Source organism: Tatumella morbirosei (assembly GCF_000757425.2).
Lineage (GTDB): Bacteria > Pseudomonadota > Gammaproteobacteria > Enterobacterales > Enterobacteriaceae > Tatumella > Tatumella morbirosei.
Map to the genome: position 1 here is coordinate 164,617 of NZ_JPKR02000004.1, position 21,688 is coordinate 186,304.

Annotated in this window: 16 protein-coding genes and 2 pseudogenes; 14 read left to right on the plus strand and 4 right to left on the minus strand. The window is 50.9% G+C overall.

What is annotated here, in order from left to right:
* Positions 1–26: 26 nt before the first annotated feature.
* The 4 genes from HA49_RS12075 (at position 27) to ftsP (ending at position 5,679) form a co-directional block, all read left to right on the plus strand.
* Positions 27–797, plus strand: a complete 771-nt coding sequence (locus HA49_RS12075; protein ID WP_046791807.1) for a transporter substrate-binding domain-containing protein — start codon at positions 27–29, stop codon at positions 795–797.
* Between the two features lie 200 nt (positions 798–997).
* On the plus strand, positions 998–3,274 hold the full coding sequence (gene parC / locus HA49_RS12080) for a DNA topoisomerase IV subunit A (protein ID WP_038017731.1): 2,277 nt from the start codon (positions 998–1,000) through the stop codon (positions 3,272–3,274).
* Between the two features lie 160 nt (positions 3,275–3,434).
* Positions 3,435–4,166 (plus strand): 1-acylglycerol-3-phosphate O-acyltransferase, encoded by a 732-nt coding sequence (locus HA49_RS12085; RefSeq protein WP_038017737.1) that lies wholly within the window; start codon positions 3,435–3,437, stop codon positions 4,164–4,166.
* Between the two features lie 91 nt (positions 4,167–4,257).
* Positions 4,258–5,679: a cell division protein FtsP gene (gene ftsP, locus HA49_RS12090; RefSeq protein WP_038019257.1), complete on the plus strand. Its 1,422-nt coding sequence runs from the start codon at positions 4,258–4,260 to the stop codon at positions 5,677–5,679.
* A gap of 275 nt (positions 5,680–5,954) precedes the next feature.
* On the opposite strand, the gene dkgA is transcribed toward ftsP, so the two are convergent.
* Positions 5,955–6,785, minus strand: coding sequence for a 2,5-didehydrogluconate reductase DkgA (gene dkgA, locus HA49_RS12095; protein ID WP_038017740.1), 831 nt, complete (start codon positions 6,783–6,785; stop codon positions 5,955–5,957).
* Between the two features lie 154 nt (positions 6,786–6,939).
* Here dkgA and HA49_RS12100 point away from each other — a divergent pair, with 154 nt between their 5' ends.
* Entirely contained in the window at positions 6,940–7,842 is a 903-nt protein-coding gene (locus HA49_RS12100; RefSeq protein ID WP_038017743.1) for an AraC family transcriptional regulator, read from the plus strand.
* 17 nt (positions 7,843–7,859) lie between these two features.
* On the opposite strand, the gene HA49_RS12105 is transcribed toward HA49_RS12100, so the two are convergent.
* Positions 7,860–8,522, minus strand: coding sequence for a DedA family protein (locus HA49_RS12105; protein WP_038019259.1), 663 nt, complete (start codon positions 8,520–8,522; stop codon positions 7,860–7,862).
* A 107-nt stretch (positions 8,523–8,629) separates the two neighbouring features.
* Entirely contained in the window at positions 8,630–9,838 is a 1,209-nt protein-coding gene (gene metC, locus HA49_RS12110; protein WP_038017746.1) for a cystathionine beta-lyase, read from the minus strand.
* Positions 9,839–10,115: 277 nt separating this feature from the next.
* On the opposite strand from metC, the gene exbB reads away from it, so the two are divergent.
* The 5 genes and pseudogenes from exbB (at position 10,116) to HA49_RS12135 (ending at position 16,828) form a co-directional block, all read left to right on the plus strand.
* Positions 10,116–10,853: a tol-pal system-associated acyl-CoA thioesterase gene (gene exbB / locus HA49_RS12115; protein WP_038019262.1), complete on the plus strand. Its 738-nt coding sequence runs from the start codon at positions 10,116–10,118 to the stop codon at positions 10,851–10,853.
* A gap of 5 nt (positions 10,854–10,858) precedes the next feature.
* Positions 10,859–11,293, plus strand: a complete 435-nt coding sequence (gene exbD, locus HA49_RS12120) for a TonB system transport protein ExbD (RefSeq protein ID WP_038019264.1) — start codon at positions 10,859–10,861, stop codon at positions 11,291–11,293.
* Positions 11,294–11,507: 214 nt separating this feature from the next.
* Positions 11,508–12,830, plus strand: coding sequence for an MFS transporter (gene tcuC, locus HA49_RS12125; protein WP_038017749.1), 1,323 nt, complete (start codon positions 11,508–11,510; stop codon positions 12,828–12,830).
* Between the two features lie 420 nt (positions 12,831–13,250).
* Positions 13,251–15,367 (plus strand): annotated as a pseudogene (locus tag HA49_RS12130) (putative bifunctional diguanylate cyclase/phosphodiesterase).
* Between the two features lie 63 nt (positions 15,368–15,430).
* On the plus strand, positions 15,431–16,828 hold the full coding sequence (locus HA49_RS12135) for an aminotransferase-like domain-containing protein (RefSeq protein ID WP_038017754.1): 1,398 nt from the start codon (positions 15,431–15,433) through the stop codon (positions 16,826–16,828).
* 30 nt (positions 16,829–16,858) lie between these two features.
* Here the strand turns inward: HA49_RS12135 and HA49_RS20910 are convergent.
* Positions 16,859–17,317, minus strand: a pseudogene (locus tag HA49_RS20910) (YlaC family protein); the annotation flags it as partial.
* 412 nt (positions 17,318–17,729) lie between these two features.
* Between HA49_RS20910 and HA49_RS12140 the strand changes: the two are divergent.
* Genes HA49_RS12140 through HA49_RS12155 form a run of 4 tightly spaced genes read left to right on the plus strand, consistent with a single transcriptional unit; the run spans position 17,730 to position 21,622 of the window.
* The gene (locus HA49_RS12140; protein ID WP_038017760.1) at positions 17,730–19,169 is read left to right on the plus strand and encodes a circularly permuted type 2 ATP-grasp protein; all 1,440 of its coding nucleotides are present in this window, start codon (positions 17,730–17,732) and stop codon (positions 19,167–19,169) included.
* Complete coding sequence (locus HA49_RS12145) at positions 19,163–20,092, plus strand: alpha-E domain-containing protein (RefSeq protein WP_038017762.1); 930 nt, start codon at positions 19,163–19,165, stop codon at positions 20,090–20,092. The genes HA49_RS12140 and HA49_RS12145 overlap by 7 nt, the downstream gene beginning before the upstream one ends.
* Positions 20,089–20,889, plus strand: a complete 801-nt coding sequence (locus tag HA49_RS12150; protein WP_038017765.1) for a transglutaminase family protein — start codon at positions 20,089–20,091, stop codon at positions 20,887–20,889. The genes HA49_RS12145 and HA49_RS12150 overlap by 4 nt, the downstream gene beginning before the upstream one ends.
* A gap of 25 nt (positions 20,890–20,914) precedes the next feature.
* Positions 20,915–21,622 carry a proteasome-type protease gene (locus tag HA49_RS12155; RefSeq protein WP_038017767.1) on the plus strand — a complete coding sequence of 236 codons (708 nt, stop codon included), beginning with the start codon at positions 20,915–20,917 and terminating at the stop codon, positions 21,620–21,622.
* Positions 21,623–21,688: the final 66 nt, after the last annotated feature.

The window sequence follows — 21,688 nt, forward strand, 5'->3', positions numbered from 1 at the left end:
TGTTATCACTGCTTGCGGGGAAAAAAATGTTAAAAGTATTCTGTCCGGCCCTATTGTTACTGCCGCTGATGGTCAGTGCACAATCACATCTTGATACGGTATTGCAGACAAAAGTGTTGCGGGTCTGCACCACGGGTGATTATAAGCCCTATAGCTTCTTGCGGCCTGACGGGCACTATGAAGGGCTGGATATTTCGATGGCTGAATCACTGGCTGCCAGCCTTGGGGCTAAACCACAGTGGATTGCGACCCGCTGGAAGACTCTCAGTGATGATTTTGTCAGCCAGCATTGCGATATTGCGGTAGGCGGGGTATCGGTCACTCTGAATCGTCAGCGAATTGCCTGGTTTGCCAGACCGCTCGGCAGTGACGGAAAAATTCCGCTGGTCCGTTGTGTCGATCGGGAAAAGTATCAGACGGTGGAACAACTCAATCGCCCGGAGGTGCGGGTAACTGAACCGGCAGGAGGCACCAATGAAGCCTTTGTTCATCAGTATCTGCCGCGGGCTACCCTGCAACTGTTTCCTGATAATGTCACCATCTTCAGCCAGATTCTTAACGGAAAAGCAGACGTTATGATAACCGATGCCTCTGAAGCAGAATATCAACAGGGACGGAATCCGGGTTTATGTGCGCTGAACCCGAAAGCTCCGCTGCAATATGGTGAAAAAGCCTACATGATTCCGCGCGATGACAGTAGTTGGCAACAGTATGTCGATCAGTGGCAGCATCTGAGCCAGGAGACCGGTGAATACCGGAAAATTGCTGAACAATGGTTGGGCGCAGCAGGTTTATAAGTCCCGTCACTGGCAGGAAAGAGACTTACCAGGATAAGGGATGCTGATATTTTTTTATAACTTCCACCAAAATGCTGGCTAAAGCGGTAGCACTGTGCGTAACGCACCTGTGACTAAGCACGGCGAATAAGGTACTATCCCCGGCAGAGAACTGCCACAGACGGGTGTCTGTCTGGCTGCGAAGTGAGGATTGATAATCAATGAGTGACATGACCCGGGACGGTGCAGAACGTCTTGCATTGCACAAATTTACCGAAAACGCCTATCTGAACTACTCCATGTACGTGATCATGGATAGGGCTCTTCCTTATATCGGGGACGGACTCAAACCGGTTCAGCGACGTATTATTTATGCAATGTCCGAGCTGGGATTAAATGCCAGCGCGAAGTTTAAGAAATCGGCGCGTACCGTCGGGGATGTTCTGGGTAAATATCATCCACACGGTGACAGTGCCTGTTACGAAGCGATGGTGCTGATGGCACAGCCTTTCTCATACCGTTATCCGTTGGTTGACGGGCAGGGAAACTGGGGTGCTCCGGATGATCCGAAATCTTTTGCCGCTATGCGTTACACCGAATCGCGTTTGTCACGCTATGCCGAGTTGCTGCTCAGTGAACTGGGGCAGGGCACAGTCGATTATGTGGCTAACTTTGACGGTACTTTGCAGGAGCCGAAAATGCTGCCTGCCAGGCTACCCAATATCCTGCTGAACGGCACGACCGGTATTGCGGTAGGAATGGCGACCGATATTCCGCCACACAATTTGCGTGAAGTTGCCGATGCGGCCATTGCTCTGATTGATAAGCCCAATACCCCGCTCGACGAGTTGCTGGATATTGTGCAGGGACCGGACTTTCCCACCGAAGCTGAAATTATTACCCCACGTAGCGAAATCCGAAAGATTTATGAGAACGGTCGCGGCAGTGTCCGTCAGCGTGCTGTCTGGAAGAAAGAGGAAGGTGAAATTGTCATCACCGCGCTGCCTCACCAGGTGTCCGGCGCCAGGGTTCTGGAGCAGATTGCCGCCCAGATGCGCAATAAAAAGCTGCCGATGGTTGAAGATTTGCGTGATGAATCCGATCATGAAAATCCGACGCGGCTGGTCATTGTACCGCGTTCCAACCGGGTCGATGCTGATCCTCTGATGAACCATCTGTTTGCCACGACGGATCTGGAAAAAAGCTACCGTATTAACCTGAATATGATCGGCCTGGATAACCGCCCGGCAGTGAAGAACCTGCGGGAGATCCTCAGCGAATGGCTGGTATATCGTCGGGATACAGTACGCAAGCGCTTAAGTTTCCGTCTGGATAAAGTCCTTAACCGGCTGCATATTCTGGAAGGTTTACTGATTGCCTTTCTGAATATTGACGAAGTAATCGAGATTATCCGTCATGAGGATGAGCCGAAAGCTGTCCTGATGTCACGTTTTTCCATCAGCGAAACTCAGGCTGAAGCCATCCTTGAACTGAAATTACGTCACCTGGCAAAACTTGAGGAGATGAAAATTCGCGGTGAGCAGGATGCACTGGCTAAAGAACGTGATGAGTTGCAGGCACTGTTGGCCTCTGAACGTAAGATGAATACCCTGCTGAAGAAAGAGTTGCAGGCTGACAGTAAAACCTATGGTGATTCCCGCCGTTCTCCGCTCAGAGAACGCGAGGAAGCGAAAGCCATCAGTGAAACAGAATTGGTGCCTTCCGAGCCGGTGACGGTTGTACTGTCACAAATGGGCTGGGTAAGAAGTGCCAAGGGGCATGATATTGACCCGGCCGGACTGAGCTATAAAGCCGGCGACAGTTATCTGGCGTCGGCAAAAGGCAAGAGTAACCTGCCGGTGTCGTTTATAGACTCTACCGGGCGCAGCTACACTCTGGATCCAAACAGCCTGCCTTCAGCACGTGGTCAGGGAGAACCGCTGACCGGGAAGCTGACCCCGCCACCGGGGGCGGTCGTGGAACAGGTACTGATGGAAGCCGACGAACAGCGGTTGTTGATGGCCTCAGATGCCGGTTATGGCTTTATCTGTACCTTTAACGATTTACTGTCGCGTAACCGTGCCGGTAAAGCTGTGCTGAGCTTACCGGCAAATGCCAAAGTCATGACACCGCTGGCCGTACATAACGATGAAGATATGTTACTGGCGATTACTGCCGCAGGGCGGATGCTGATGTTCCCTGTGAAAGACCTGCCACAGTTATCGAAAGGAAAAGGGAATAAGATTATCTCCATTCCGGCGGCTGAAGCCGCTGCGGGAAGCGATAAGCTGGCCTGGTTGTTACTGCTGCCACCTCAGAGTGTGGTGACTCTGCATGTGGGCAAACGCAAACTGATGTTGCGTGAAGATGATTTACAAAAATTCAGGACCGAGCGCGGACGGCGTGGCACGCTGTTGCCCCGCGGTCTGCAAAGAATCGACCGGGTCGAAGTCGACGCTCCATCACTGAATCAGGACACGGTGGACACGACAGAATGATAAATTAGCCGGTAGTCTCTGCGAAAAGTAAAAAAACGTTATACTTGCCGGCTGTTTATCTGGGTTCTGATGACTACTGCCATTGTGGCGTTGCCCGCAATGGAGTTTCTGTCTGCTCTTCAGGGATGGAAGTGACGCAGGCTGCTATTATGAGGTTGTTATGCTGTTGATTGTGCGCGCAATTATCGTTGTTGTTTATTCTATTTTCGTGTGTGTGTTTGGTTGCCTCTGGTGTTGTTTTTCGCCCAGAAATCCACGACATGTCGCCACCTTTGCTCACGCTTTCGGCCGTCTGAGCTCTGTGTTTGGGATCCGCGTTGAGTTACGCAAACCTCTTGATGCCAAAAACTTCGGTAATGCTATCTATATTGCTAACCACCAGAATAACTACGATATGATAACGGCAGCGAATATGGTACAGCCGCCGACCGTAACGGTCGGTAAAAAAAGCCTGGCATGGATACCTTTTTTTGGTCAACTGTACTGGCTGACCGGAAATCTGCTGATTGACCGGGATAACCGTAATAAGGCCCACGATACCATCAGCGAATTAGTGGCTCAGTTTAAAAAGAAAGATATCTCCTTCTGGATGTTTCCGGAAGGAACCCGTAGCCGTGGTCGGGGATTGCTGCCGTTTAAAACCGGTGCCTTTCACGCAGCTCTGGCTGCCGGCGTACCGGTGATCCCGATTGTTATTTCCAATACGCATAATCAAATTAAGCTGAACCGCTGGCATAACGGACTGGTGATTGTCGAAATGCTGCCCCCGGTGGATGTAAAACAATTTGAAGGCCAGTCTGCGCGTAAGCTGGCAACCCATTGTCGTGAGCTGATGTCGGCCCGACTTGATGCGTTAAATGAAGAAGTCGCTCGCCGGGCAAAGGAAAAATAGTTGTTCGCTGCGGCCAAAAATGGGCCCGGCGTGTTGCTTGTTTGTGGTGAACCACCACCTGCGGTGTTATCAGTATAAGGTCAGAAGTATTATGTCTTTTAACCGTCGTCAGTTTCTGCAGTTATCCGCCGGCGCAGCTCTCGGCAGTACTTTACTTCCGCACAGTGCCCTGGCAGCAGACACCGGAGAAAATGCTCTGCCGGTACCTCCTCTGCTAGAGTCACGCCGTGGTCAGCCACTGTTTTTAACCTTACAGGCCAGTCACTGGGCATTTAACGGCACCAGTAAGGCTCCGGTCTGGGGATTTAACGGACTCTATCTCGGTCCCACCGTCCGGGTACATAATGGTGATAATGTTAAGCTGATCTACAGCAATCGTCTGCCCGAGCCGGTGTCAATGACCGTCAGCGGATTACAGGTGCAGGGGGCGTTAAATGGCGGGGCACCACGACAGATTTCACCTAATGTTGACTGGGCGCCGATACTGCCGGTGCGTCAGGCCGCAGCAACCTGCTGGTATCATGCCGATACTCCTCACCATATGGCCCCTCATGTGTATAACGGCCTGGCCGGTATGTGGCTGATAGAAGATGACAACAGTAAGTCTTTACCACTGCCTAAACATTATGGTGTGGATGACTTCCCATTGATTATTCAGGATAAACGTCTGGATAATTTTGGCTCACCGGTGTATGACAGTGGCGCAGATGAAGGATTTTACGGCGATATCCTGCTGGTCAATGGAATCAGAGAACCTTATGTCAATGTCTCCAGAGGCTGGGTCCGCTTACGGTTACTCAATGCTTCTAACGCCCGTCGATACCAGCTACAGCTCAGCGATAACCGTCCTTTCACTGTCATCGCGGGCGATCAGGGTTTCTTACCGTCTGCGGTCACCGTACAACAGTTATCACTGGCCCCCGGTGAACGCCGTGAAGTATTGATCGACCTCTCCCAGGGGAAAGATGTGTCTATCACCGCGGGGACTGCTGCGACCCTCATTGAGCGTATAAAAGGTATTTTTGAACCCTCATCGATTCTGACCTCAACACTGGTGTTAACTCTGCGTCCTACCGGATTATTACCACTGGTCACTGACGGCCTTCCTGCGCAACTCGCTCCACAGCCACAGGCAAATAATGTTTCCGGCAGCCGTCAGATTCGGCTGGACGATTCTCCGGCGGGAATCAACGGCGCAGCCTGGGATATAAATCGTATTGATACCGTGGTGCGGCAGGGCACGGTTGAGCGCTGGACAATTCAGGCAAATCAGCCTCAGCCGTTCCATATTCAGGGTGCTATGTTCCTGATAATCAGTGTTAACGGCGCCCCGGCGATGGTCGAAGATCGTGGCTGGAAAGATACTGTCTGGGTGGATGGCAGTGTTGAGTTACTGGTGACTTTCCCACAAAATTCTTCAGAGCATTTTCCGTTTGTCTACTATAGTCAGAATCTGGAACTGGCCGATCGTGGCTGTGCAGGCCAACTGATGGTCCAGCAGTCGATTAACTAACAACCCGTATCTCCGGAGCCGGAAATGTCGAAAGAAGATGATTTCACCGCAGCGAAAGCCATCTGTAATGAGACAGGGGGGCGGTACTGGAATTACTGGGCGACGGACAAAGCCTGTCTGTACAGGGACTGGTGACTGTTATGCAGCAGGCTCAACAGGATGGTCATTCCTACGGCGAACAGCGGGAAGAAGCCATGAACAGAGCCATCCGTTTGCTGCAAAAATTTATCAGTTAGCCACTGCCGTGGCAGTGGCTAAGCTGTGAACTATGCGGTTCAGGTCTTGTTAAAAGTATCCGGATCCGGGCCCAGTCGTTTACCTGCTTCCAGCACGGTCAGATCACTCAGCTCGGTTTTTTCCAGGCTAAAATCAAACACCGAAAAATTCTCTTCAATCCGTTTTGCGGTGACCGATTTAGGGATGACCACCAGACCATTATCGATATGCCAGCGGATGACAATCTGTGCCGGGGTTTTCTGATATTTATCCGCCAGAGCGCGAATTTTCGGATGATCGAAGACGCCTTTACCCCCCTGAGCTAACGGGCTCCAGGATTCGGTCTGAATATGATGTAATCCGTTCCATGCATGCATCGGACGTTGTTGGAACAAAGGGTGCAGTTCTATCTGATTAATCACCGGGGTGACGCCAGTTTCACGAATGATATTTTGCAGATGCTCCTGCTGGAAATTACATACGCCAATACTTTTAATCAGCCCCTGTTTCTGTAACTCAATCAGTTGCTGCCAGGCCCCGATATACTCATTCTGCTGCGGGCAGGGCCAGTGGATAAGATACAGGTCTATATAATCAAGCTGTAATTTTTTCAGGCTGAGCTCAAGGGCTTTAGCCGCGTGGGTCTGGTCACTGTTCCACAGTTTAGTGGTAATAAACAGCTCTTCGCGTGGCAGAGCTGTATCGCTTAGCGCCTGACCCACACCTTCTTCGTTCTGATATATGGCTGCAGTGTCGATGGAACGATAGCCGGTTTGCAATGCGTGTTGGACGGCATGTCGGGTTTCTTCGACTGAAGCCTGCCAGACGCCGAGTCCAACCTGTGGCATAAGCTGACCGTCATTGAGTCTGATCATGGATTGTTCGGACATTTCAGTTTCCTCCGTGGCAGAAAAACACGTCAGGTGGTGAGGGCTGAAGTTAAGTGTAGTTGCTATCCTGGTATCTGGCAGAGGGTGATTGTCTGATATTGAGTATTTTTTAGCCCCTCGCGGGGAGCCGGATACCGGCAAAACTGGAGATTTCATGTCTGATAACGGTTATTGTCAGCGTCTGGCGCAGCAGGTCATCGCTTTGCATCATTCCCTGTCCGGAGGGATCAGCCCGCTGAAAAATGTATCGCTGATGTATTCCGATAAACATTTAACACTCAGCCCGGTCATGTATCGTCCGGGGATAGCCATTTTGTTTCAGGGCAGTAAAACCGGATATCTTGGTGATGTTAGTTTCAGTTACGATCCCAGCCGTTATCTGTTGCTCAGTGTCGCACTACCGGTTGAATGTGAAACGCATGGCAGCCGGGAGCATCCACTGGCCGGGTTATTTATTGATGTGGATATGCTGTCGGTGCAGGAAATGATCCTTGAAATTGGCGAACAGTACGATTATCAGCCACCTCAGCTGACAACGGCTATCCATTCAGCAGAGTTAACTCACGATATGCTGAGAATTAGCGAAAGGCTGTTGGATATGATGACCCGGCCTCTGGAAGCCAGACTTCTGGCGAACCAGGTAATTAAAGAGATGTATTTTTATCTGCTGACCGGTCCTTGTGGCAGGGCACTGTTATCTCTGGCCAACAGTCAAACCCGCATTAGCCAGATAGCCAAAGCCCTGCGCAGAATTGAGCAGGATTACCGGACAGGGCTGAGTATTGATGTGCTGGCCGCCGAGGTCAATATGAGTACATCGGCATTTTATCACCATTTTAAAACGGTCACGCAGACCTCACCGCTGCAATACCTGAAACGTTACCGGCTACATGAGGCCAGACGGTTACTGGCTCATCAACAAATGAAAGCCGGCAATGCGGCTATCGAAGTGGGTTATGAAAGCGTGTCACAGTTTTCCCGCGAATATAAACGCTATTTCGGGGTAACGCCCGGAGAAGAAATTCAACGGGTACGTCAGGCATCAGCAGATGCCTGACGTCAGCAGGTTTCGTTTCAGACAGAGGTCTGGCGTTTTTTCTTCCACAGAAATACCAGGCTGCCTGCCAGACCGCAGACCAGCAGCAGCAGCGGTAACAGCATCAGTAAGGCCATGACCTGATCTTCATGACGTTTAATAAACGGCACGTGGCTGAAACCGTAACCCAGGGCGACCAGCAGTACCACCCACAACAGCCCGCTCAACCAGTTGAACAGCTGGAAACGAGTGTTGCTGAGCCCGGAAATTCCTGCCATGGTAGGCAGGACCGTGCGGACAAACGCCAGAAACCGGCCTGCCAGTAAAGCGGCCAGACCATGACGGTTAAACATCTGCCAGGCCCGCTGATGATATTTGGCGGGTAAATGTTTAAGCCACCCCTGTACCAGCCGGGTATTTCCCAGCCAGCGCCCCTGCAGATAGCCCATCCAGAATCCCAGGCTGGCAGCACTGGTGAGGATCACTATGGTGGGAATAAATCCCATCACGCCTTTGGCTACCATGGCACCTGCCAGCAGTAATAAACTGTCCCCCGGTAAAAAAGCCGCCGGTAATAACCCGTTTTCAAGAAACAACATGCAAAACATCACCGCGTAGACAATCCAGATAACATGAGGATCTGCCAGTACGGCGAAATCCTGATGCCACAGAGCATGGATTATCTCCTGTATAGCACTCATTTTCTTTCCCGTAACCTGACCCGTGTCAGGGGTTAATACTGCCGGTATCCGCCAGCTGGCGACAGACACCGCTCATTAATTTCCTGCCATGCAGACCAGATAAATGGTCAGGCATGGCGAGCCAGCCGGTCGAAACCCGCGGCCAGGTCAGCAATTAAATCATCGACGTTTTCCAGACCAATATGCAGTCTGACCAGGGTTCCCGGTAAGCGTGGTTCCTGTTCCGGGCGGATGGCCGCAATTTCATGTGGCTGATTGGCCAGAATCAGGGATTCAAAGCCCCCCCAAGAATAAGCCATGCTGAAATGCTGAAAATTATCCAGGAAGTCAGCCAATGCTTCACGCGACAGCTCGCGGCGCAGAATAAATGAGAACAAACCACTACTGCCGGAAAAATCACGCTTCCAGAACAGGTGGCCTGGTGACTGAGGCAGTGCAGGGTGGTTGACCCGCCAGACCTCTTCACGACCTGCCAGCCACTCAGCGACACGGATACTGCTCTCTTCATGCTGACGCAATCTGACTCCCAGGGTTCGCAGGCCCCGGGAGGTCATATAGGCGGTATCAGCATCCACCATTTGTCCCATCAGGTAGGAATTTTCGCGTAAGGTGTCCCAGCAGCGCTGATTCGCGACTGCGGTGCCTACCATAGCATCGGAATGCCCTATCAGATATTTGGTGCCCGCCTGAATGGAAATATCAATGCCGAAATCGAGCGCGTTAAACAGTACCCCGGCAGCCCAGGTGTTATCCATCATAATAATGGCATCCGGAGCGGTCTGACGGATGGCGGCGACAATCGCCGGAATATCCTGGACTTCCATGGTGATGGAGGCCGGCGATTCCAGAAATACCACCCTGGTTTCAGGTTTCAGCCACTGAATAATCTCAGCGCCACTGGTATGAGGGAAGAAAGTGGTCGCTACGTTAAGTTTACGCAGTATCACATTACAGAAATCACGGGTCGGCTCATAGACCGAACCGCTCATCAGGACATGGTCACCGCTTTCAACAAACGCCAGAATGGCATTGGTCACCGCGGCAGCACCGCAGGGATACAGGGCACATCCGGCACCGTTTTCCAGTTCGGTCATGGCATCCTGCAATGAAAAATGCGTCAGAGTCCCCCGGCGACCGTAAAATAACTCACCACGGGTTCGTCCTGCAGCGGCACGTTTTTTATCAGCCACCGTGTCGAATACCAGCGAGGACGCACGCTGAATTACGCTGTTAACTGCGCCGGCAGTATAGCGTTTTTGCCGGCCGGCACTGACCAGTGTAGTTTCCAGTTTTTTTTCTAATTTCTTGTCTGTCATTGATTTCTGCTCTGCCTGTAAATGCCTTGACTACAACTTAACATGAATTATTGCTCAGGGCAGAGTCAGAAAGAAAAATCGCGGCTTGGATTATATGGAAAGTCATGGATAACAAGCTATCCGGCCGCTGTCGGTTAACCAGAAACTGTCACTGATGCCAGCCACGAATAACAGAAGAATTTGTAAATACTAATGATAACTACTATCAATTAAGCTGTGATTTGGTATCATCGCGGAATAGCAAGAAATTAAACGTTGAGATGGGGTAGTACACGTGGTGACCAATAATTTGATGCAAACGGATCTGTCCGTTCTGGGCATGTATCATCATGCTGATATTGTTGTAAAAGTGGTAATGATAGGTTTATTGCTCGCCTCTGTGGTTACCTGGGCAATTTTCTTCGGCAAGTTTACCGAATTAAGCTCAGCCAAACGGCGTCTCAAATCAGAACAGAAAACACTGAAAGACGTTCGCACCTTACAGCAGGCAGTGGATGTTGCCAGTAAATTCTCAGCCAGCAGCCATTGCCGCAGCCTGATTGCGGAAGCACAGGATGAACGCCAGCTTTCTGCCGGCGCAGAAGACACCGATGGTATCAAAGATCGTACGGCTTTCCGTCTGGAGCGTAAAGTTGCAGCCGTCGGGCGATATGCATCGCGGGGCAATGGTTTCCTGGCGACTATCGGCTCTGTGGCACCCTTTATTGGTCTGTTCGGGACCGTTTGGGGAATCATGAACAGCTTTATCGGAATTGCTCAAACTCAGACGACTAACCTGGCGGTCGTAGCGCCGGGGATTGCCGAGGCACTGCTGGCTACGGCGGTTGGCCTGGTGGCTGCGATTCCTGCCGTAGTGATTTACAACGTATTTGCCCGGATGATTGCCGGATATAAAGCTTCATTAAGCGATACTGCCGCTCAGGTGTTATTGCTGCAGAGCCGTGATCTGGATCTCGGTCAGAGCCATGAGCCGGTAGATCTGCGGGCTTCGGCACATAAACTGCGTGTGAGTTAATGGCTATGGCTATGCATCTGAAAGATGATTTAGAAAGCGATGGAGAAATGAGTGAGATTAACGTGACGCCGTTTATCGATGTCATGTTAGTGCTGTTGATTATTTTTATGGTTGCCGCGCCGCTGGCGACCGTGGATGTCAAGGTTAACCTGCCGGCTTCGACCAGCGTTCCACAGCCCCGTCCGGATAAGCCGGTCTATCTGAGTATTAAAGCAGACAAGCAACTGTATGTCGGCAATAACGAAGTCTCGAAAGAGCAGTTAGTCTCAGCTATTGATTCACAGACCACTGGCAATAAAGATACCACCATTTTCTTCCAGGCGGATAAAGATGTGGACTATGCCACTCTGATGGGCGTGATGGATGAGCTACGCGCCGCAGGCTATCTGAAAATTGGACTGATGGGGCTGGAAAGCGCTGGCAGCAGCGCAGCCAATTAATTCCGGCACTGAGCAACACCGAATAAGCCTCCCTCCGGGAGGTTTTTTTTACCTGTTATTCAGAAATAGTCTGATGCTCCTGCCGGGTGGTTGTTATTTTGTTACCAAATTGTATGTTTCTGTAAATCGTAAAGATGACTGTCGTCACATCTTTCCCGTATCAACCGGGGTAAATAGTCAGAGCAGACTAAAACTATAACGGCAGGGTTGAGCAATGAATGATTCGGTAACTTCTGCTCCGGCGGCTAAAACCAGCGGAGCTAAATCTATTTTCCGGGTGACCAGCGGAAACTTCCTTGAAATGTACGACTTTATGGTGTTTGGCTATTATGCTACCGCCATTTCTAAAACCTTTTTCCCTGGCAATGATCCTTACTCATCGTTGATGTTGACACTGATGACCTTTGGTGCCGGTTTTCTGATGCGACCTCTGGGGGCTATCATTCTCGGGGCTTATATTGACCATCATGGCCGTCGTAAAGGGTTGTTGTTGACCCTGGGCCTGATGGCTATTGGCACCCTGACGATTGCTCTGACCCCCGGGTATCAGACGATTGGCGCAGCGGCTCCGTTAATTATCCTGGCCGGCCGCCTGTTGCAGGGGTTCTCTGCCGGGGTGGAACTGGGAGGAGTATCCGTTTACCTGTCAGAAATCGCACCCAAAGGGCGTAAAGGCTTTTATGTCAGCTGGCAGTCGGGGAGTCAGCAAATATCAGTCATCTTTGCAGCGTTGCTGGGACTGATGCTGAACCAGTGGCTCGGCAAGGGGCAGGTGACGGACTGGGGTTGGCGCATTCCGTTTATTATTGGCTGTATGATTGTTCCTTTCCTGTTCTATATCCGGCGGATGCTGGAAGAAACAGAAAGTTTTCAGCAGCGTAAACATCGCCCGGGGATGACAGAAATTATGCGCTCGGTCGCCAGTAACTGGGCACTGGTGCTGGCCGGGATGTTGATGGTGGTGACCACGACCGTCATGTTCTATATGATTACCGCCTTTACCCCGACCTTTGGTAAGACAGTACTGATGATGACGGACCACCAGAGTTTTATGGTGACGTTGTTAGTGGGGGTGTCGAATTTATTCTGGTTGCCGGTCATGGGGACCTTGTCCGACCGGATCGGTCGCCGTCCACTGTTAATTACTTTCACCCTGTTAACCATGCTGACCGCGTGGCCAGTACTGAAGTGGATGGTGGCAGCACCATCGTTTGGGCATCTGCTGACCGCCGAGCTGTGGCTGTCTTTTCTCTACGCCAGCTATAACGGGGCAATGGTGGTCTATCTGGCTGAGATTATGCCGGCCGAAGTACGTGCTGCGGGTTTCTCTCTGGCCTATAGCCTGGCAACAGCCTTATTTGGTGGATTTACACCAGCGGTGTCCAGTTATCTGATTCATGCGACCGGTGACAAATCAATGCCGGGAGCATGGCTGACCTTTGCCGGTTGTTGTGGTCTGGTAGGGACACTATGTATTGGTTACCTGGTTCGCCGTTATCAGCAAAAAAAAGCAGCCGGGCCACTGCACAGTATGTAGTCCGTTGTCGCTCAGGCCACAGGCCTGAGCGACCTGGTATTTTGCAGTAAGGACTCTTCTGTGTACTATCCGCCTGAATAAAACCGAAATTTACCCGGGATTTCTTCGGGGAAATTATTTTTTTTAGCCATTAGATTAATTAAGGTTTGTTTCCGGCGGATTATCTGGCGTACTATGCCCTCTGTCAGAAAATTCTCTGACAGATTTTCATGCAGCAACATTCGTTGCGCTATGTTTGTTTCCGGCCCCCATGGGCAGACCTGTAAATTTTTACAGCTTAATGAAATAATGGAAAATAACGCATAAGTTATGGCGTTGGCTGTTGCCTGTTAGTTGTAAATGAATATGACAGCTTTCCTTTTTGTCTCTGTCATTTTTATTTGTATCTTTGCTTAATAACCCAAGACAAAGGGAGTCAGCATGCTGGATGTATCCTGGAATAAATGGCTGGTGTTAATTTCACTTATCATCGCCTTTATCGCCTCTTTTACTGCGCTTGATACAGCAGGACGGGTTGCCAGTTCCCAGGGATGGAAAGCAAAGCTATGGCTGGTGGGTGGCGGTACTGCGATGGGCATTGGTGTCTGGTCGATGCATTTTATTGGCATCCTGGCCATGATGTTTCCGATGCCGATGCATTACGGTACCGTTGATACCGCGGCGTCTTTAATCATCGTTATTATTGCTTCTGTTGCCGCCCTGCAACGGGTGATTGGTCAACAACAACTGAAGTTTAGCCGCTTGTTGGGGGGGCGCTGTTACTTGGTAGCGGCGTGGTAGGGATGCATTACGTCGGTATGTATGCTCTGCTTGTTCAGCCGCCTATCGAATGGAATTACTGGCTGGTCGCTTTATCAGTACTGATAGCCTATGTGGCATCAGGCGTAGCGCTCTGGCTGGCTTTCAATCTGCGCAAAGGGGATAACGGTATCGTGATGCGCCGTATACAGGCATCTCTGGTAATGGGGGTTGCGATTGCCGGAATGCACTATACTGGTATGGCGGCCGCCAGTTTTCATGAAACCAGTTATATTGACGGACATGGGGTGAATTCACCGACGCTGGCTATCTGGGTGTTCCTGTTTACTCTGGCGATACTGGGCTCCAGTCTGCTGATTTCGATGGTCGACTCTCAAATTAAAGCCACCAGGCTTGCGAAAAAATTACATCAGGCCAACCGCGAACTCCACAAACTGGCGATGCATGATCCCCTGACATTGCTGCCTAATCGTGTTTATCTGGAAGAACAACTGGAACATTATATCCGTAATGCCTCTGCAGGTATTGAGACCTTCTCTCTGATGTTCCTGGATCTCGACGGTTTCAAAATGATTAATGATGCTTACGGACATCACATTGGTGACCGTCTGCTGGTGACGGCTTCTGACCGTCTGAAAAGTATTCTTGAAAAAGATCAGGTGCTGGCGCGGGTAGGGGGAGATGAATTTATTTTGCTGACTCCGGGCACTTCTGTTGAGCAGGCTGAAGACATCGCCGCCCGGATGGTGAAGTCGATTGAGCAACCTTTCCATATCGCTGAATATGAACTGATGGTTTCTATCAGTATTGGTATTGCACAGTATCCGCAACATGGCGCTGAAGGTCGCGAAATGATGTTCAATGCTGATGTTGCGATGTATCACACCAAGAATAACGGTCGTAACGGTTACAGCATCTACCGTGCCAGCATGAATTCGATGGGTAAAAGCCAGGTACAACTTAAAAACGAATTGTGGCGGGCGCTGTACCACAACGAACTGCGTCTGTTCTATCAGCCGAAGAATGATGCACAGAGCGGCAGCATCATCGGCTACGAAGCCCTGGTACGCTGGCAGCATCCGACCCGCGGCCTGCTCTCTCCGGATAAGTTTTTACCGATTGCCGAAAAGAGCGGTATGATTATTCAGGTCGGTGAGTGGGTGCTAAATGAAGCCTGCCGTCAGCTCGCAATCTGGCATGCTCAGGGCAATACTGAGCTCTCCGTTTCGGTGAACCTTTCAGCACTTCAGTTTGAGCAGGAAATGTTGCAAAGCGTCGTGCTGAATGCCTTATCGGCCAATCAGGTTCCGGCCGACAAACTTATCCTGGAAATTACCGAAACCACCGCAATGCGTTCCCCGCAGGAAACGATTCGCATTCTGACGGCCCTGAAAGAATATGGTATTAAAGTCTCGATTGACGATTTTGGTACCGGTTATTCCAGTCTGCTGTATCTGCAAAGTATGCCTGCCAGTGAGCTGAAAATTGACCGTGCATTTGTCCGGGAGATCAATAAGCAGTCCACCGATACCCGGTTGTTGGCGATGATCATCGATCTGGCCAAAAATATGAATCTGAACATCGTGGCGGAAGGTGTAGAAACCGAGGAACAGCAACGTCAACTGGCAAGCCTGGGATGTAACATCCTGCAGGGGTTCTATTTCAGTCGGCCGGTACCTCCGGAGCAGCTAGTAATGCCGGAAATCGCCGGTAAGCTGCCCCGTCCGGTTAAACTGGATCTGGTGCCGGAAACCGGATCGCAAAAAATCAGGGCCTGATCGGCGGCACAGTGCTGTCAATAGTCCTGTGGTTGTCGACAGGAACCGTAATTCCGGAGTGATGTGAGTAAATTTCAGCAGATTGCACAACAGATGCAGCAGCAAATAGAGGCGGGCGTCTGGCAGCCAGGAGATAAGCTGCCTTCGTTACGTGCCCAGTCTGAACTGTTACAGGTCAGTCTGATGACCGTAATGAATGCCTATACTTTGCTGGAAAGCCAGGGATGGATTACCTCTCGTCCGCAATCCGGGTACTATGTCGCCCCCGGCCTTCCCCGGCAAGCTGCGGCGGTCAGACACAGTGAACAGACGGACACTAACCGTTTTGTTTTCGATGTCCTTCAGGCCTGCCGTGACCCACAGATAGTGCCCTTTGGCTCAGCGTTTCCCGACCCTGAACTCTTTCCGATGCGGGCATTGATGCGTTCATTAGGCGATGTTTCCCGACATTTGACCGTGAGTGATGCTATCGATAATCTGCCGCCCGGTAATGTGGAATTACGCAAGATTCTGGCCCGTCGCTATACCCGTCAGGGCATTCTGGTCTCACCTGACGATATTGTGATCACCAATGGCGCTATGGATGCTCTGAACCTGAGCCTGCAAGCGGTGACAGAACCGGGGGACTGGGTGATTATCGAAAGCCCCGCATTTTACGGTGCCCTGCAGGCGATTGAACGGCTAAAACTGAAAGCGCTGGCGATCCCTGCCTTGCCTGGCGAGGGGATTGATTTGCTCCGACTGGAACAGGCGCTGCAACGCTGGCCGGTAAAAGCCTGCTGGCTAATGACCAGTCACCAGAACCCACTGGGTTACACCTTATCCGCAGAACGTAAACAGCAACTGGTCAGTCTGCTGGCAGAGAATCAGGTGGCGCTGATTGAAGACGATGTTTATGCCAGTCTGTGGGAAGGGGAGCAGCCTCCGCTACCGGCTCTGGCATGGGATAAGGGCGGAACAGTGTTGCATTGTGGTTCTTTCTCGAAAGATCTGGTGGCCGGATTTCGTGTCGGCTGGGTAGTCACCCGGGGACATGCGTTGCGGGTTCAGCAGCTACAGCTGATGAGTACTCTCTCGGTAAGTACGCCGATACAACTGGCACTGGTCGGTTTCCTGGAAAGCCAGCACTATGACCAGCACCTGAAACGCCTGCGGCGCCAGCTTGTCTCGCGTAAAAAGCTGGCTATTGCGGCTTTGAAACGGGCCTTGCCCCGGGAAGCTGTGATCCATGCTGATCATGGCGGGTATTTTTTGTGGATTGAACTGCCTGCAGGTTTGGACAGTACACTGCTGTATCACCAGGCTCTGCAGAAGGGGATTAGTATAGCGCCGGGAGAGCTGTTCTCAGCGTCCCGGCAGCATCGTCACTGTTTTCGTTTTAATGCCGCCTGGCCGTGGGATCAACGTGCAGAGCAGGCGGTGACTATTCTCGGGGAGTTGATTAGCGACCAGCTTGACTGAACCCCTCAGATAGTCGCTGCACTGCGCCCCCCCCGAAGCCAGATGATAGATATCGTAAAAATCCACCTCCCCTTTTTTTTCCAGTAACCTGGCGATACCCTGTTTCACCTGTGATGGCACTTCCGGGTCGTTGTTAATGGCGTTGATGCATTGCTCAGAGACGGCACGAATATAGTACCATTCGCCGTTATAGCAGACCCGTAAATCCAGGGCATCGATATCTTCAAACCGGTATTTAGGCGAGATATCCATCAGCATTAACAGGCTCATCCCCAGCACAAAGGCGGTGGCGAACCAGAAGGCAGGCCAGCCCAACATTTCGGTAGAGAAGATCAGCGCCACGCACAATGCATAACAAAGATACATCACGAACCACAGTCCGGGATGTTTACGTAAAAACGTAAAACTGAAGCGTGGCAGGTTATCCCGTCGTTCTGCAGTATTAAGACGATCGATTTCCTGCTGAAGAATTTGTTTAACTTTATCCATATATCCTCCGCTGTTCTGCCCTCAGTTCATCATAAATATTTCATACAGGAAAGAGACAGATAAGCCAATCGTGGCTATAACAGTTAACGGAACGACGATTTTTGTTAACCGATTGCTGCATAACAGTGAAAACCCGTCATGGCAGGCACTGTTATGGGGTGGAACTGTGAAATACAGATTTAACCTGTTAAAAAACAGCCAGTTTGCAATTCCCTGAAACGGTGCACCTCCACACTGCGCGCACAGATAACAGGCGTGGTAAGGAAGTACGGGGCTCGTTTAGCAATATTGAGCAGGTTTCTTTTCGATAAACAACACTAACTGACGGGATTTCAGAAAATTTTATGCCCAACTCCTGGCATAAAAAATGCAGAGCTATCTCAGGTCATCACAGGAAAGCGGTGGGTGGAGCATGAATCATAGCTATCAGATAGCAGCAAATTTTTATGATGAGATGTTACTCAAAGATGGATTGTACCGGCCCCACTACAAAGACTACTGGGAGTGGTTAAAACAGGCTGATAAAGAGGCTATCGCCCGCAAAAAAGAGGAGGCAGAACTATTATTTCACCGCGTCGGCATTACTTTCAATGTGTATGGTGATGATGACGGTGCTGACCGGCTAATCCCGTTCGATAGTGTTCCGCGCATTATCCCGGCCAGTGAATGGGCGCAACTGGATAAAGGTATCCGCCAGCGGGTCCGGGCATTAAACCTGTTTCTGCACGATATTTATCACCAGCAGCATATCCTGAAGGCCGGCATTATTCCTGCCGAACAGGTACTGGTCAATGATCAATATCAACCCTGCATGCAGGGTGTTGATTTGCACCGGAACATTTACGCACATATCGTCGGTGTGGACATGGTGCGTAACAGTGACGGTGAATACTATGTGTTGGAGGACAATCTTCGGACACCGTCCGGGGTCTCTTATATGCTGGAAAACCGTAAAATGATGATGCGGTTGTATCCGGAATTGTTTGCCACTCAGTCGATTGCTCCGGTGGAGCGTTACCCCTCACATCTGTTGCAAACCCTTCGTGAAAGTTCGCCGGTCAACGATCCGGTTGTGGTGGTATTAACCCCAGGTCGCTTTAACAGTGCTTACTTTGAACACAGCTTCCTTGCTCAGCAAATGGGGGTTGAACTGGTGGAAAGTGCCGATCTGTTTGTCAAAGATGGTGCGGTGCTGATGCGCACTACCGAAGGCCCGTGCAAAGTGGATGTTATTTATCGCCGTGTTGATGATGCCTTTCTCGACCCTCTGGCATTCCGGGCTGATTCAATGCTGGGTGTTGCCGGTTTGCTGTCAGTTTACCGTGCAGGTAACGTGGTGCTGGCGAATGCTATCGGCACCGGGGTTGCTGATGATAAGTCGATATACCCCTATGTCCCGGATATGATCCGTTATTACCTGCAGGAAGAACCTATTCTCAATAATGTGCCCACCTGGCAATGTCGTCGTCCAAAAGATCTGAGCTATGTTTTGGCCAATTTAGACAAAATGGTCGTCAAAGAAGTCCATGGTGCCGGTGGTTACGGCATGCTGATTGGTCCGGTTGCCAGCCGTGCCGAAATTGAAGATTTCCGCGCCAGACTGCTGGCCCGTCCGGACAATTATATCGCTCAGGATACGTTGTCGTTATCCACCTGCCCGACATTTACGGGGGAAGGGCTGGCGCCACGGCATATCGATTTACGGCCATTTGCCCTGTGCGGAGCCGATATCCGACTGGTTCCTGGCGGGCTGACCCGGGTCGCATTAACGGAAGGGTCACTGGTGGTGAACTCCTCTCAGGGAGGAGGAACCAAAGATACCTGGGTTCTGGAGGATGATTCATCATGTTAAGTCGCACAGCCAGTGGATTGTATTGGATGGCACGTTATCTGGAACGTGCCGAGCAGCTTGCCCGGGTTCTGGATGTGACTAACCGGTTATCGATGCTTTCGGTTCATCAGAAACAAGGGGACGAACTGTTACTGCCGGTGAATCTGACCGGGACCAGACAGCTGTTTGAAATGCTTAACGGCCGTTACACCATGCCGCAGCTGTTTAACTTTTATGCACTCGACGATCGTAATCCCGGCAGTATTTACAGTTGCTGGCAATCGGCGTGGAACAACGCCCATGCGGTGCGGGGCAGCCTGTCATCGGAAGTTTGGGAAAGTATTAACAGTACCTGGATTGAACTACGTAATATGCGTCGTCGTGGGGTGACCAGTGCTAATGCCGACAGTTTTTTTGACTGGGTCAAGGAACGTTCCCACCTGTTTCGTGGCGCGTTACTCGGCACTCTGTTACGTGGCGATGCGCTATACTTTATTCAACTGGGTACACAACTGGAGCGTTGTGACGGAACCGCCCGCTTGCTAAAGATTAACCAGGAATTGCCCGTAGTACAGGAAGACTCGGTACGTGAATACTACTTCCTCGACACCTTATTGCGAGCCGTATCGGCAAAAGAGGGGTATCACACGATTTTCCATCAACAGGTAATGCAGGATAACGTGAATCAGTTGCTGATTCTGCGCAGCGAGAGTCCTCGCTCATTGCACTCCTGTATCGACGCTATCTCAAGGCAGCTGGAGCTGATTGGCAGACACGGGGAAGACAGGCCACGCTTACTGACCAGCCAGATGCTGGCAGAGTTACGATTTAACAGCTGGGAAAGTTTAATTACTGAGGGAGTCTCCGTCTGGCTGGAAAACTTCTCTTCGCGGATAAATCTGCTGGCGCAAAGTATTCAGGAAACGTATCTGGAGGCACAATGAAACTGACAATCGATCATAAGACCTGGTATAGCTATGACGATCAGGTGAAACTCAGCACCCAGTACCTGCGTCTGACACCACAGAACACACCCAATCAGCAGATTGTTCACTGGGAGCTGATGCTGCCTGGCGAAGCCACACAGACGGTGGATGCCTACGGCAATGTGATGCATGTGCTGACTCTGGACTCTCCCCATCAGGTGCTGGAAATTCAGGCCCGTGGGGAAGTGACCATTCTTGAGCATGATGATTTCAGCTATACCGATGAATGCCATTTGTCGCCACTGGTATTCCTTCGTTTCTCGCCATTAACCCAGCCGGATCGTGATATCCGTGCTTTTGCTCAGGAATACTGGCAGGAGGCTCAGCCACTGGTTTCTCTGGAAGCATTAATGACGGCCGTGTTGGAAAAAATGCCGTATCGTCCGGGCAGTACCACCGTGGCCGATACGGCCAGCGAAGTCTTTGCCCGGGGAACCGGCGTCTGTCAGGATCACAGCCACGTTTTTCTGGCTTGTTGTCGCAGCCTGGGGATTCCGGCACGTTATGTCAGTGGTTACCTGTATACTGACAATAACGAGCATGTCGCCACTCATGCCTGGGTAGAGGCCTTTGTGAATGATCGCTGGGAAAGTTTTGATATTACAAATAATACCCGTGATACCCGCCAGCATCTGAAACTGGCTGTCGGGGTCGATTATCTGGATGCCTGCCCGGTCCGCGGAGTACGGCTGGGTGGCGGGGGCGAAAGTATGCGGGCTGTAGCAGCCGTGCAGAAGGTTGCTCCGCAACAATAGCACTTATGGAATCAGGATCCTTACTATGACTTATTGCGTCGCAATGCGTTTATCTTCAGGCATGGTATTTGTGTCTGACTCGCGGACTAATGCCGGCGTTGACCATATCTCTACCTTCCGAAAGCTACACGTTTTTCAGGTAGACAATGAACGGACGCTGGTCCTGCAGAGTGCCGGCAATCTGGCCACGACTCAGAGTGTGCTCAGTTTGCTCAGGAGAGCTCATCAGGAAGAGGGTGAAATGTCAGGGATTTTGAAGTCAGCATCTCTGTATGATGTTGCACTGAAGGTCGGAGAAACTCTGCGCGAAGTGATTAAACGTGACGGGGAGGAGTTCAGTGGTACTCTGTTGCTTGGCGGGCAGATTCGGGGTGAAGAACCCCGGTTATTCCAGATTTATGCGCAGGGGAATTTTATTGAAGCCAGTGTCGATACTCCCTATTTTCAGGTGGGAGAGAGTAAATATGGCAAGCCGATCATTGACCGTGTTTTGCGCTATGAAACCCCACTGGAACAGGCGATGCAATGCGCACTGATTTCTATGGATTCCACACTGGCCAGTAATATATCCGTTGGTCTGCCGTTGGATGTGATGATTTACCGGACCGACAGTTACAGCGATGCAGAACAGTACCACCTGACAGAACAGCATCCTTATTTCTCACAAATCAGGCAGTTATGGAGTAAAGGCCTGCTGAGTGTCTTTACCCGTCTGCCGCCTCTCGAATTATAATCTTCTCTCTGTGATGGCAGCCTATGGCTGTCATCACTCTGTCATCCCTGAAACGTATTGTGCATC

What these genes read in the sequence shown, in the direction of transcription:
- HA49_RS12075 (WP_046791807.1), top strand. Translation starts at nt 27, where the DNA reads ATGTTAAAAGTATTCTGTCCGGCCCTATTGTTACTGCCGCTGATGGTC.
- parC (WP_038017731.1), top strand. Translation starts at nt 998, where the DNA reads ATGAGTGACATGACCCGGGACGGTGCAGAACGTCTTGCATTGCACAAA.
- HA49_RS12085 (WP_038017737.1), top strand. Translation starts at nt 3,435, where the DNA reads ATGCTGTTGATTGTGCGCGCAATTATCGTTGTTGTTTATTCTATTTTC.
- ftsP (WP_038019257.1), top strand. Translation starts at nt 4,258, where the DNA reads ATGTCTTTTAACCGTCGTCAGTTTCTGCAGTTATCCGCCGGCGCAGCT.
- dkgA (WP_038017740.1), bottom strand. Translation starts at nt 6,785, where the DNA reads ATGTCCGAACAATCCATGATCAGACTCAATGACGGTCAGCTTATGCCA.
- HA49_RS12100 (WP_038017743.1), top strand. Translation starts at nt 6,940, where the DNA reads ATGTCTGATAACGGTTATTGTCAGCGTCTGGCGCAGCAGGTCATCGCT.
- HA49_RS12105 (WP_038019259.1), bottom strand. Translation starts at nt 8,522, where the DNA reads ATGAGTGCTATACAGGAGATAATCCATGCTCTGTGGCATCAGGATTTC.
- metC (WP_038017746.1), bottom strand. Translation starts at nt 9,838, where the DNA reads ATGACAGACAAGAAATTAGAAAAAAAACTGGAAACTACACTGGTCAGT.
- exbD (WP_038019264.1), top strand. Translation starts at nt 10,859, where the DNA reads ATGGCTATGCATCTGAAAGATGATTTAGAAAGCGATGGAGAAATGAGT.
- tcuC (WP_038017749.1), top strand. Translation starts at nt 11,508, where the DNA reads ATGAATGATTCGGTAACTTCTGCTCCGGCGGCTAAAACCAGCGGAGCT.
- HA49_RS12140 (WP_038017760.1), top strand. Translation starts at nt 17,730, where the DNA reads ATGAATCATAGCTATCAGATAGCAGCAAATTTTTATGATGAGATGTTA.
- HA49_RS12145 (WP_038017762.1), top strand. Translation starts at nt 19,163, where the DNA reads ATGTTAAGTCGCACAGCCAGTGGATTGTATTGGATGGCACGTTATCTG.
- HA49_RS12150 (WP_038017765.1), top strand. Translation starts at nt 20,089, where the DNA reads ATGAAACTGACAATCGATCATAAGACCTGGTATAGCTATGACGATCAG.
- HA49_RS12155 (WP_038017767.1), top strand. Translation starts at nt 20,915, where the DNA reads ATGACTTATTGCGTCGCAATGCGTTTATCTTCAGGCATGGTATTTGTG.